This is a genomic window from Ferruginibacter profundus, assembly GCF_054783275.1.
The window spans coordinates 1,414,479-1,427,711 of the sequence record NZ_BAAGQW010000002.1 but is presented as its reverse complement, the minus strand read 5'-3'; the positions used below and the strand labels follow the sequence as shown (position 1 = coordinate 1,427,711).

Genomic DNA, 13,233 nt, shown 5'->3' with positions numbered 1-13,233 from the left:
AATAAGCGGCACTGTATTCTTACAGTGCTGCTCTAATTTTAAGCGGGCAAAAACTATAATTCAAATCCCATTCCACCCTTTAAAGCTTTTTGATATTTACGCAGATCGAATTTGTAATAATAAGGCGCTTTATGCGCCACACCTTTTTTGGTTTCGTTCAATCTTTTTAAAATCCCGGTACTTACAATCTTACGTTGAAAATTCCTCCGGTCTAATTTACGGTCTAAAATGGTTTCGTATAATTTCTGCAATTCGGGCATGGTAAATTTTTCGGGTAATAAATTATACCCCAGCGGGTGATAATTTAATTGCATCCGCAGGTCATCCAGCGCCTTATCTAAAATATTCCGGTGGTCGAGTATCATTTCAGGAATATCATGAATGTTGAACCATTTACAATCCGAAGAAAGAATATCGGTAACCGGTTGTACCTTCGAAAAATCTACCAAAGCGGTATAACCTACAGTAATAAAACGATCAAACAGCCAGCTTTCTTCCATTTCTATCCCCACATTTTTTAAAAACTGTTTATTAACTTTTTTAGTGGATCGGCCGGGTTCACTAAATACATGAAACTGCTGCATATAAATGTCATCTACACCGGTGCGCTGCTGTAAAATACGTTTAGCCGCATCGTCCATATGTTCGTCCTTCAAAATAAAACCACCGGGCAAAGCCCATATACCGGCATATTTAGCCTGCAGCAATAGTACTTTCAGCTCATTTTCATGAAAGCCGAATATGATGCAATCCACCGATATACTCCGCAGGTATTTTTCATGCCCCCTGGCGTAGATCTCTTTTATTTCTTTCTCAAAACTCATACGTAAAAGTAAATTGCTGTGGGCAGACTAAAAATAAATTTTCAAAATACAGGAATAATATTTATCATTGTGTCATAATAACGCAATGGAAAATTAAAATTTGCCTGTATGAAAAAGATGATTGCTTGTCTGCTTACAGCTTGTACTGCCTGTTCCGTTTCAGCACAAAACAAAACCGCTAAAGCAGTAGTGGCTAAAATGACGCTTGAAGAAAAAGTAAACCTGGTGGTAGGTATGGGTATGGTTTTACCCGGTGCAAACCAGGGTAATGGCACAGGCATTGGCCTGGTAGAAGACAAAGTGCCCGGCGCTGCCGGTACTACATTTGCCATTCCGCATTTGGGCATTCCCGCAACGGTTGTTGCTGATGGGCCCGCAGGTTTACGTATCAGTCCCACCCGTAAGAACGATAACAAAACCTATTATGCTACTGCATGGCCGGTGGCTACACTGCTGGCCTCTACATGGGATACCAAATTGGTGGAACAGGTAGGTAAGGCAATGGGTAACGAAGTAAAAGAGTATGGGGTAGATGTATTGCTGGGCCCGGGTTTAAACATTCATCGTAATCCACTGGGCGGAAGAAATTTTGAATACTATTCAGAAGATCCTTTGGTGTCGGGAAAGATGGCCGCAGCCATGGTGAATGGTATACAAAGTAATGGCGTAGGTACTTCTATAAAACATTTTGCTGCCAATAACCAGGAAAGAAACCGCAATACCGTTAATGCCATTATCAGCGAAAGAGCATTGCGTGAAATTTATTTAAAAGGTTTCGAAATAGCAGTCAAAGAATCTAACCCATGGACGGTAATGAGTTCTTATAACAAATTAAATGGTGTGTATACATCAGAAGAATATGATCTGCTGACCACTATTTTAAGAAAGGAGTGGGGCTTTAAAGGATTGGTAATGACGGATTGGTTTGGTGGTAAAGATGCTGTGGCGCAAATGAAAGCAGGTAATGATCTGTTGATGCCCGGTACACCTGCACAAAAAGAAGCTATAATAAATGCGGTAAAAAATGGTAGTCTTGATATAAAAATACTTGACCAAAACGCAGCACGTATTGTGAATTATATTTCAAATACACCGGCGTTTAAAAAATATGCTTTCAGCAATGCGCCCGGTTTAAAAGCGCATGCAGTTATTGCACGTAAAGCCGCAGCTGATGGTATGGTGTTATTGAAAAATAATAGTAATACGCTTCCAGTGCCAGCAGCAAAAAAAATAGCTGCATTCGGCATTACATCTTATGATTTTGTTAGTGGCGGCACGGGTAGTGGCGATGTAAATGAAGCATATACCATTTCTTTGGTACAAGGATTATCCAATGCAGGGTATAGTTTAGATAAAGCATTAAATGATACGTACCAGGCTTATGTAAATGCTGAAAAAGCAAAGCAGCCTAAAAAAACTTTCTTCGAAGAATTCTTTAACCCTACACCACGTATTGCCGAGATGGTGCTTGACAATAATTTGTTTGAAGCCAAAGCTGCCACTGATGATATTGCATTAATAACAATTGGCAGAAATGCAGGCGAAGGCAGCGACAGGAAAGTGGACAATGACTTTAATTTAAAAGCAGATGAAATAAAACTGATTACTGAAGTAAGCAATGCCTTTCATGCAAAAAATAAAAAAGTAGTGGTGATCATTAATGCAGGAGGGGTAATTGAAACGGTAAGCTGGAGAGATAAAGTGGATGCCATACTACTTAGCTGGCAACCCGGCCTTGAAGCAGGCAATGCCGTGGCAGATATTATAAGTGGCAAGGTAAATCCAAATGGAAAACTGGCAACAACTTTTCCTGTACAATATGCAGATGATATTACAGGTAAAAATTTTCCCGGTAAAGAATTTACTGACCAGCAAACAAAGGGCATGTTTGATATGCCACAAATTCCTGCAGAGGTAATTTACGAAGAAGGTATCTATGTAGGCTACCGGTATTACAATAGTTTTGCTGTAAAACCAGCCTATGAATTTGGTTATGGGTTAAGCTATACCAGTTTTGCATACAGTAATCTTAAATTAAGTAGCAGCTCTTTCAATGGAAAAATTATTGTTACCGTTGATGTGAAAAATACCGGCCCCGTTGCAGGAAAAGAAGTGGTACAGGTATACATTTCGGCACCTGCACAAAAACTACAAAAGCCGGCAGAAGAATTAAAGGCTTTTGGCAAAACCAATTTATTGCAACCCGGGCAACAACAAACCTTACAATTTGAAATTACAGCCAAAGACATTGCTTCATTTGATACACCCTCATCAAGCTGGGTGGCAGAAGCCGGTAACTATATTGTAAAGATTGGCGCTTCTTCAGAAAATATACAACAGAAAAAAACGTTCTCTCTTAATAAAGAAATAGTGGTTGAACACTGTCATAAAGTATTGGTGCCGCAGGTAACCATTAATGAATTGAAACACTAAAAATTCAATAACTACGATATTCAGTTCAAGTACGATAAAGGCCTTTGCATACTGCAAGGGCTTTTTCGGTTCCGTAAGAAAAAGTATACCCGTAAATAAAGTATGCGGCAATCCGGGGCCGTCTGCCTTTGCTTCAATAAAATCCGTGGAATCCGGGTAATCTGTGGCTGATACCCATTTGCCGCAGGCAAAACCACTCTGCAAACCAAATTGTTTGGGGATTGCCCCTGCTTTCGGTAATTTTGCACCGCAATGAACAATCCAAAAAGATATTTAATTACTGCGGCACTGCCTTATGCCAATGGGCTGAAGCACGTGGGCCATTTGGCCGGCTGCTATTTACCGGCCGATACGTATGTACGTTACCTGAAAGCACAAAAACGTGATGTGGTATTTGTTTGCGGAAGCGACGAACACGGTACCGCCATCCCTATACAGGCTACAAAAGAAGGCACCACACCACAGGCCATCATCGATAAATACCATACCATCATCAAACAGAATTTTGATGACCTGAGTATTGCTTTTGATATATACCACCGCACTTCTGCTCCACTGCACCACGAAACCGCACAGGAATTTTTTACTTACCTGAACGATCGTGGAGAACTGGAAATAAAAGATAGTGAACAGTATTACGATGAAGCTACTAAAACATTCCTGGCAGATCGGTATATAAAAGGCACTTGCCCTAATTGCGGTTACGAAAACGCATTTGGCGACCAGTGCGAAAGATGCGGTACTTCCCTCAGCCCGGATGAATTGATCAATCCGGTTAGTACCATCAGTGGAAACGCACCTGTAAAAAAAGCCACCAAACACTGGTACTTGCCTTTAAATAAACATGAAGCCTGGTTAAGAGAATGGATTTTGAAAGAACATGCAGGCGATTGGAGGTCAACCGTAGTAGGGCAATGCAAAAGCTGGATTGAAGGCGGACTGCAACCAAGAGCGGTTACAAGAGATTTAGATTGGGGAATTAAAGTACCCTTACCCGATGCAGAAGGCAAGATGTTGTACGTTTGGTTTGATGCACCTATCGGTTACATCAGTGCTACCAAACAATGGGCCATCAATAATGATAAAGACTGGAAACCTTACTGGTATAATGATGATACCAAACTGGTACATTTTATTGGTAAAGACAATATTGTTTTCCACTGTATTATTTTTCCGGTGATGTTAAAACTGCATGGCAACATTGTTCCTGATAATGTACCCAGCAATGAGTTTTTGAATTTAGAAGGTGATAAGATGAGTACCAGCCGTAACTGGAAACTGGAGATGCAGGATTATATTGATGATTTTGTGAACAAGGAAAATGGAGGGCCACAATGTGTGGATATGTTGCGTTATTACCTTACACAAATTGCACCTGAAACAAAAGACAGTGAATTTACATGGAAGGGTTTCCAGGATGCGGTAAACAGCGAACTGGTGAGCATCTTCGGCAATTTTGTAAACAGAACATGGGTGCTGATGCATAAACTATGCGGAGGCAAAGTACCACCATTACATACGGAACTTTTAGATGAAAATGATAAACTGGTAATTGCTGAAATTGAAAATTCAAAAGCCAAAGTAGAGGGTTTACTGGAAGAATATAAATTCCGGGAGGCTTTATTTGAAGTGATTGACCTGAGCAGAAAAGGCAATCAATACATGCAAAAGAAAGAACCCTGGATAGTGGCAAAAACTTTAGCTGAAAATCCCGGCAATCAAAAATTAATTGATAATGCATTGCATTTGTGTTTGCAGCTGACAGCAAACCTGGCGGTACTCATCAACCCGTTTTTGCCCAATACCGCAAAGAAAATGTTAGGCATGATGAAAGTGGTGGACAAAATACTGGATTGGGAAAATGCAGGTAAAATAAAATTACTGAGCGTAGGCTATAGCTTAAGAGAGCCACAATTATTATTCAGGAAAATTGAAGACGAAGAGATAATTGTGCAGGTAGAAAAATTAAAAGCCAATTCAAAACCCCAAATAGAAAAAGCAGGTAAAGTGGAAGAAAAAAAATCGGAATCTGTAAATCATACATCTGACATCACAAATCTGAAATCCGAAATCGTCTTTGATGATTTTGCAAAAATTGATTTAAAAGTAGGCACCATACTGGCTGCAGAAAAAGTAGAAAAAGCAGATAAATTATTAAAGCTGGAAGTAGACCTGGGTTTTGAAAAAAGGACCATCGTGTCAGGTATTGCCCTCCATTTTAAACCCGAAGATATTGTAGGTAAACAGGTAACAGTGGTAACCAATTTAGCGCCAAGGAAAATGAGGGGTATTGAAAGCAATGGAATGATCTTAATGGCCGAAGACAATGAAGGTAAATTGCATTTTGTAAAACCAGAAACGGTTATTAATCCCGGTGCAGGCGTTAGTTAAACAACGTAGGGCATCGAAATATTTAAGGTGCAGCCATTATCGGGGTAAGTGATGATTTCTACTTTGCCATTGTAGGCATCAATCCTGTTAAAAATATTAATAAAGCCAATGCCATTGGCTTTTTGTTTGGTTTTGTCAAAGCCAATACCATTATCACTGATAACAAGGCAGCATTGGTTATTTTTTTCTGTTAATGAAAAAGTAGCCGCAACAGCTCTTGAGTATTTGATGATATTATTACTTTGCTCCTGTATGATCCTGAATATAACCAGTTGTTGTTCCTGCGTTAATTTATCAATCACCTCTTTATCAATATCAACAGTAACCGTGATGTCGTTAAACTGTTTCATATTGCGGGTGATATCAAAAATACTTTGTTCCAGCCCTACTGATTTTACAATAGATGTATTCAGCCTTTTAGATAAACTCCTGATCTCTTCAACTGCCTGCAGCAAATAATCTGAGGCCTTATTTAAAAGCTCTTCCTGTATATCGCTTTTTTTAGCTGCACCAATATGCAAACGGGCGCTCATTAAAAGCTGGTTTACATTATCATGTAATTCAGCACTGATCATGCCCCGCTCTTTTTCCTGCGCTTCAATGGTAGCCTGGTTAATGAGCTTTTGTTTTTTTACCTGCTCTGCAAGTAACTGTGCTTCCAGTTTTTTTCTCTCTGTAATATCCTGGATGGCACCAATTAAACGGATCGGTTTACTATTTTCATAAATGGCAAAACCTTTATCTGCAATATTCCTGTAACTGCCATCTGCATATTGAAAACGGTATTCATCCTCCCAGTTTCTTTTACCTGCCAGCAGGTCTTGTTCAAAACTTTTTTTCACCCGGTCCTTATCTTCAGGATGAATTTTATTGAACCACCAGTCGAGGTTACCGGCTACCTGTTCTTTTGTGTAACCCGAAATTTTATAAAAAGCATCGCTGCGGTAGATCTCATTGGTTTGCAGGTCCAGGTCCCATACCGCTTCAGAAGTAGCATTTACAGCATACGTAAACCGTTCATGAATTTTTTTGATCTGCTCTTCACTGTTTTTTCTATCTGTAATATCAATGGCCTGTCCGCCGATATAGCGTTTGCCATCAGTAGTTTTAAAAATAAAAGTATTGGATACAAAATGGATTATCGTGCCATCGGGCCTTGTTAATGAATGCTCGGTGATCTGCGCCTTATTTTTTGCAAAGGTTTCCTTATTCCTGGCTATTAATTTTTCTGCAAGCTTTGCAGGAAAAATTTCGGAAATATGTTTTCCTATAGGATCGCCTTCAAAACCTGTAGAATCAGTATAGGCAGGATTGGCAAAAACAATAACATCTTTTTCGTCGTAAATCCAGCAACCGGTTTTGCTCTTTGCCATAAACAGGCTGAAAAATGTTTCACCCGCCTGCGCAATCGGTAATTGGCTTTTAACATGTGGCTCGTTTGTAAGCCTGCTGGTTATTACAACCGTATTGCTATTATTAATTAAACTGGCACTGGTGTAAAAATGTAATTGCTTTCCTGTGGCCTGCGTAAATATAATTTCGCCACTCCAGCTACCGGTTTTTAATAACACAGACAGCGCATTTTGCCGGGTAGTGTTTTTAAAATCAAAAGCTATAGCATCACTTAAAGAGGTGGTGGCAATAATATTTTCTGATAAATTAAAAGTAGTAGCGGCTGTTGCATTAAAGCCGGTGATATAAAATTGAGTGTTGGTGATTATTACTGCGTCTTGTACATGATCCTGGCCGGGAGGCAGATCAGCCCCGGCCTTATAGCTTACACTCAGGAAAGCTTCTGCTTTTTCAGTTTGTTTGTTGGCAAGTGGATTCATGATATTGGATGTGCATTCAACCTTTGAGCTGCAAAAACAGTGTTATGGCATTTTTCAGTTAAGTGTATGGTTAATGTTTCCCGGTTGCCGCTTAAACTACCCTCCGAATAGTATAAACGTAGTTTTTCGCATTTTAGTATGTTAATTATACGGTCTTTTACGTTTTTTCACTCTTAAAACTTACCTTCGAATAAAATTAGTTGTTTAACTAACTAATTTCGGCTAAGAGAATTAATTTTGCTGATGCGTAAATCAATTGCAGTTATATGAAATGAGCCCCGTAAAAATTGGTGCCAACCAAAATTGTAACCGGCAAATTCCATATGGCCAAAGACAAATAAAAATAAACACATGAAACGGATTATTAAAAAAGTAGCGGTTTTAGGTAGCGGTGTTATGGGCAGCCGCATTGCCTGTCATTTTGCAGGTGTGGGTTTACAGGTTTTATTATTAGATATTCAACCCAAAGACCTGGCCGCCGATGCAAAGCCGGCAGAAAAAAATAAAATTGTAAATGATGCTTTAGCGGCGGCTATTAAAAGCAACCCTTCGCCGGTATATACAAAGGACGTTATTAAAAATATTAAGACCGGCAACTTTACCGATAATATGAAAGATATTGCCGGTTGCGATTGGGTGATAGAAGTAGTGGTGGAAAGATTAGATATCAAGCAATCCGTTTTTACTGAGGTAGAAAAATACCGTAAGCCGGGCACTTTAATTACTTCCAATACTTCAGGTATCCCCATTCACATGATGGCGGAAGGGAGAAGCGATGATTTTAAAAAACATTTTTGCGGCACCCACTTTTTTAACCCGCCAAGATATTTGCGCTTACTGGAAATTATTCCCACACCATACACCGATCCTGAAATTGTAGATTTTTTGATGGCGTATGGCAGTTTGCAATTGGGTAAAACAACGGTGTTGTGTAAAGATACGCCTGCGTTTATTGCTAACCGTGTTGGTGTATTTGGAATGATGGCCATAATGAATGCCATGGAAAAGCTACAGCTGAATGTAGATGAGATTGATGCTTTAACAGGGCCTGTCATCGGTCGTCCTAAATCGGCTACTTTCCGCACTGCAGATGTAGTAGGTATTGATACATTGGTAAAAGTAGCCAAAGGCGTTGCCGATAATTGTCCCGACGACGAAGCAAAAGAAGTATTTGCAATACCTGCATGGTTAAATAAGATGGTAGAAAATAATTGGCTGGGCGATAAAACAGGACAGGGATTTTTTAAAAAGACAAAAAGTGCCACCGGTGAAAAGGAAATTCTGACATTGAATTTACAAACGCTGGAATATGGCACCAGGCAAAAGCCAAAATTTGCCACTTTAGAAACGGCAAAACCAATTGAAGATCTGCCATCCAGGATAAAAGCTTTGTGTGCAGGTACAGATAAGGCCGGAGAATTTTACCGCCAGTTTCATTACAGTTTATTTTCTTACATCAGCCATCGCATACCCGAGATCAGCGATGAACTTTACCGTGTGGATGATGGTATGATGGCAGGCTTTGGCTGGGAAACAGGCGCCTTTGAAAGCTGGGATACACTGGGACTTGCCAAAACAACTGCGGCAATGAAAACTGCCGGCTATAAAGTGGCGCCATGGGTAGATGAAATGATTGCCGCCGGTAACACTTCTTTTTATAAAGTAGAAAATGGAAAGCGTTTATGCTATGATGTTACCAGCAAAACCTATAAAGCATTACCCGGCGGAGATGCCTTTATAGTAATGAAGAATTTTGATAACCAGACCATCTGGAAAAATAGTGCCTGCCGTACTTATCATTTAGGTGATGATGTATTGGGATTGGAATGGTATACTAAAATGGGCAGTATCGGTGGGGAAGTTTTGGAAGGTATTCAAAAATCAATTGCATTGGCCGAAGAAAAATATAAAGGGTTAGTGATCGGTAACGATGGTAGTAATTTTAGCGCCGGTGCTAATGTAGGGATGATATTTATGCTGGCCATTGAACAGGATTATGATGAGATTGATATGGCAATACGCATGTTCCAGAATACGATGATGAGAGTGCGCTACTCAGGTATACCTGTTGTGTTGGCACCACATGGTTTGGCATTAGGTGGCGGCTGCGAAATTTGTTTACATGCCGATAAAGTTATTCCTGCTGCAGAAACTTATACCGGTTTGGTGGAAGTGGGCATTGGTGTAATTCCCGGTGGTGGTGGTACCAAAGAATTTGTACTGCGTGCTGCCGATGAAATGCACGAAGGTGAAGTAGATACGCTGACATTGCAAAATCGTTTCTTAACTATTGCCACTGCAAAAGTGGGTACTTCAGCCTACGAAGCCTTTGATCTGGGCATTTACAGGAAGGGAAGAGATACAGTAAGCATTAACCAGGGCCGCCGCATTGCAGAAGCCAAGCAGGCGGTGATAGAATTATACAACGATGGCTATGTAATGCCGGTGCAGCGTAATGATATTAAAGTTTTAGGCCGCAGTGCATTGGGAGCCATGCATGCCGGTATTAATGGTATGTGGCGTGCTAACTACGCTACCGATCATGATGTGACTGTGGCAAAAAAATTAGCGTACGTGATGTGTGGCGGCGATTTAAGTGAACAGCAATTGGTAAGTGAACAATATTTACTCGACCTGGAAAGAGAAGCATTTTTAAGTTTAACCGGTGAGAAAAAAACATTGGAAAGAATTCAAAGCATATTGAAGAGTGGGAAGCCGTTGCGGAATTAACAGCCGGCTAATCGCATGATCAGACGAGGGCGTCAGATCATGCGGTCCCACATGGTCTGACGTCGCCGTCTGATCATCTTGAATCACATAAGCCTTGCCGGAATTACAGTGTAGTACGCACAAACCTTTTCTGCATGAAAGCCTTAACAAAAAAAGTTAGGCCATGAAATTTTTACCGGAAAATTTTTACCATGTTTACAACCAGGGTAATAACCAGCAAAACGTATTCATCAAAGATTTCCACTTTCTTTATTTTCTGCAACTATACAAAGAATAGGTGTCGCCTCATTGCGAAACTTTAACCTGGTGCCTCATGCACAATCATTTTCATTTTATGCTCTATGCCGATAGCAGATGCCTGGAAGTAAAACAACAGGGAGGATTACTGCTTGATCCGGTTACAAATGGATGTAGAAAACTGTTGAGCACTTACGCTCACGAATTCAATAGCAAAAATAATCGTAGTGGCGCTTTGTTCCGCCCCAAAACAAAAGCATTTGTTTAAATGAAGAAGCAGAATTGAATAGCCGGTTTTTATCAAGGCAGGATTATTACTTCAACACTTTTAATTATATCCATTACAATGCGGTAGAAGCTGGTATCGTAAATAATCCGGCAGATTGGAAATGGTCTTCTTTCCGTTCTTACAATGGATTGCGCCCTGGTTCAATGTGCAATATTGAATTGGCAAAGCAAATCTGTGGTTTGATCTGACATCCTCGCCTGATCAAACCCATTGATAGGTGGTCACACGAAGGCGCCAGACCATAGGTCATAGGTATCTGGCCATATATTTTTCAATACATTTGTTCTTCAATACATCAATATGAAACAAATCTTTTTTTCTCTTGCGCTTTTTATCAGTACATCATTGTTTGGTCAAAACAAACTATTAACTATGGAAGACGCTATGGTTAAAAACCGTAGCACATTGGCAGTAGAAAATTTAAAGCAATTGCAGTTTATATTTGGCACAACAGATTATGTATACCTCAAAAAGATAGAAGGTAAAGAGGTTTGGGTAAAAGGAAATATGAAAACGGCAGAAACGCCGTTTCTAACGTTAGAACAACTGAATGATAAATTAAAAACATCCGGTTACGGCGATTTGAAAACCATGCCTGCAATACAATTCAATGTGTCAGCAGATTGGATATTGAATGCCAATGGCAATAAAATTGCATTGAACCCGGTGACCAATCAAACCAAAGAACTACTAAAAAGTACGGTGGCAGATAAAACTGCAGCAGAAGAAAGCAGCGCTGGTTTTGTAGCCTATGTAGAGAATAATAATTTGTTTGTAAGCTCCGGTTTTTATGGTACCAAACAGGTAACTAAAGATGGCAGTGCTAATATGGTATACGCCCAATCGGTACACCGGGATGAATTTGGTATCAGCAAAGGAACATTCTGGAGCAACAATGGAAAATCACTGGCTTATTACAGGATGGACCAAAGCATGGTAACAGACTATCCCATTATCGACTGGACAAAATACCCCGCAGTAAATCAGAATATCAAATACCCGATGGCAGGAGGCCAAAGCCATTATGTAACTGTGGGTATCTACAATGCCATCATTAATTCCACCACCTGGATCAGAACCGGCATACCTACTGATCAATACCTTACCAATATTGCCTGGAGCCCCGATGATAAATGGCTCTACATTGCCGTATTGAACAGGGAACAAAATCACATGAAGCTGAACCAGTACAATGCCAATACAGGTGAATTAACAAAAACATTATTTGAAGAAAAAGATGAGAAATATGTAGAACCATTGGTGCCGATGTTATTTGTAAAAAATAAACCTGAGCAGTTTATATGGCAAAGCAACCGGGACGGGTGGAATCACCTGTACTTATACAATGCCGACGGTACCTTAATAAAACAACTCACCAAAGGCAACTGGGAAGTGCTGGAAGTGAAAGGCTTTGATGCGAAAGGGGAAAATTTATTTTACACGGCAACAGAAGAATCTCCCATCACAAAAAATCTATACCAGCTCAATTTAAAAACCGGTCAATCAAAAAGACTTACCATTGCAACAGGTGTACACGCTGCACAAATTAGTACAGATGGCAGCACTGTTATTGATGCATTCAGCACAGCGGATAATCCCAGAACGATACAGCTGATAGAAATAAAAACCGGCAGGTCAAAACAATTATTGCAGGCGGCCAATCCCATTGCAGACTATGCTATGGGCAGGCTCAGCATCTTTGCCATAAAAAATACTACTGGTACCGATTTGTATTGCCGGATGTTTAAACCGGTACAATTCGACAGCACAAAAAAATACCCGGTGATTGTATATTGGTATGGCGGCCCTCATGCGCAAATGATTTTAAATGGCTGGAATGGCGGAGCCGGCGATTATTGGTTCCAGTACATGGCTGAACATGGTTATGTGGTATTTACAATAGATACCAGAGGCAGCGATAACCGGGGTAAAGTATTTGAGCAGACTATTTTCCGCAGGGCAGGGGAAGCACAAATGGAAGATATGATGAGCGGCGTAGATTATTTAAGCAGTTTATCTTACATCGATAAAAATAATATGGGCTTATTTGGCTGGAGTTATGGCGGATTTATGACCACTGATTTTGTATTGCACCATCCCGGAGTATTCAAAGCCGCGGTTGCCGGTGGCCCCGTAATGGACTGGAAATATTATGAGATCATGTACGGCGAACGTTATATGGATACACCACAGGAAAATCCTGAAGGGTATGAAGCCACTAATCTTATTAAACAGGCAGGCAAACTAAAGGATAAATTATTATTGATCCATGGCTTGCAGGATCCGGTAGTAGTACAACAGCATTCTGTAAATTTTGTAAAAGCTTGTGTGGATGCAGGCGTGCAGGTAGATTACATGATCTATCCCGGCCACGAACATAATGTACTGGGAAAAGACAGGGCCCATTTATACCAGAAAGTCACAGATTATTTTATGAATAACCTGGTACATTGAAATTTCATTTCAATACATTCCTGGTCCAAATGAAATTTCAATG

7 protein-coding genes are annotated in these 13,233 nt (G+C 40.2%); 5 read left to right on the top strand and 2 right to left on the bottom strand.

All coding sequences use genetic code 11. The features are described from left to right. Positions 1-53: 53 nt before the first annotated feature. Entirely contained in the window at positions 54-824 is a 771-nt protein-coding gene (locus ACYVM0_RS16190; RefSeq protein ID WP_460558548.1) for an NUDIX hydrolase, read from the bottom strand. A 108-nt stretch (positions 825-932) separates the two neighbouring features. Here ACYVM0_RS16190 and ACYVM0_RS16185 point away from each other — a divergent pair, with 108 nt between their 5' ends. Together ACYVM0_RS16185 and metG are read left to right on the top strand one after the other, a co-directional pair. Beyond that, complete coding sequence (locus tag ACYVM0_RS16185; protein ID WP_460558546.1) at positions 933-3,257, top strand: glycoside hydrolase family 3 C-terminal domain-containing protein; 2,325 nt, start codon at positions 933-935, stop codon at positions 3,255-3,257. 252 nt (positions 3,258-3,509) lie between these two features. Then, on the top strand, positions 3,510-5,648 hold the full coding sequence (gene metG / locus ACYVM0_RS16180) for a methionine--tRNA ligase (protein WP_460558544.1): 2,139 nt from the start codon (positions 3,510-3,512) through the stop codon (positions 5,646-5,648). On the opposite strand, the gene ACYVM0_RS16175 is transcribed toward metG, so the two are convergent. Continuing rightward, a complete protein-coding gene (locus tag ACYVM0_RS16175) occupies positions 5,645-7,480 on the bottom strand; it encodes a PAS domain-containing sensor histidine kinase (RefSeq protein WP_460558541.1) in 1,836 nt (611 codons plus the stop codon). The two genes, metG and ACYVM0_RS16175, sit on opposite strands and share 4 nt — an antisense overlap. A gap of 351 nt (positions 7,481-7,831) precedes the next feature. On the opposite strand from ACYVM0_RS16175, the gene ACYVM0_RS16170 reads away from it, so the two are divergent. From ACYVM0_RS16170 to ACYVM0_RS16160, 3 genes are all read left to right on the top strand, one after another. After that, entirely contained in the window at positions 7,832-10,210 is a 2,379-nt protein-coding gene (locus ACYVM0_RS16170) for a 3-hydroxyacyl-CoA dehydrogenase/enoyl-CoA hydratase family protein (protein WP_460558539.1), read from the top strand. A gap of 313 nt (positions 10,211-10,523) precedes the next feature. Next, on the top strand, positions 10,524-10,715 hold the full coding sequence (locus ACYVM0_RS16165) for a hypothetical protein (RefSeq protein WP_460558537.1): 192 nt from the start codon (positions 10,524-10,526) through the stop codon (positions 10,713-10,715). A gap of 321 nt (positions 10,716-11,036) precedes the next feature. Then, the gene (locus ACYVM0_RS16160; protein ID WP_460558535.1) at positions 11,037-13,190 is read left to right on the top strand and encodes a S9 family peptidase; all 2,154 of its coding nucleotides are present in this window, start codon (positions 11,037-11,039) and stop codon (positions 13,188-13,190) included. The last annotated feature ends 43 nt before the right edge of the window (positions 13,191-13,233 follow it).

Excerpts from the sequence above, each read along its gene's own strand:
- ACYVM0_RS16190 (WP_460558548.1), bottom strand. The coding sequence starts at position 824 with ATGAGTTTTGAGAAAGAAATAAAAGAGATCTACGCCAGGGGGCATGAA.
- ACYVM0_RS16165 (WP_460558537.1), top strand. The coding sequence starts at position 10,524 with ATGCACAATCATTTTCATTTTATGCTCTATGCCGATAGCAGATGCCTG.
- ACYVM0_RS16185 (WP_460558546.1), top strand. The coding sequence starts at position 933 with ATGAAAAAGATGATTGCTTGTCTGCTTACAGCTTGTACTGCCTGTTCC.
- ACYVM0_RS16175 (WP_460558541.1), bottom strand. The coding sequence starts at position 7,480 with ATGAATCCACTTGCCAACAAACAAACTGAAAAAGCAGAAGCTTTCCTG.
- metG (WP_460558544.1), top strand. The coding sequence starts at position 3,510 with ATGAACAATCCAAAAAGATATTTAATTACTGCGGCACTGCCTTATGCC.
- ACYVM0_RS16170 (WP_460558539.1), top strand. The coding sequence starts at position 7,832 with ATGAAACGGATTATTAAAAAAGTAGCGGTTTTAGGTAGCGGTGTTATG.
- ACYVM0_RS16160 (WP_460558535.1), top strand. The coding sequence starts at position 11,037 with ATGAAACAAATCTTTTTTTCTCTTGCGCTTTTTATCAGTACATCATTG.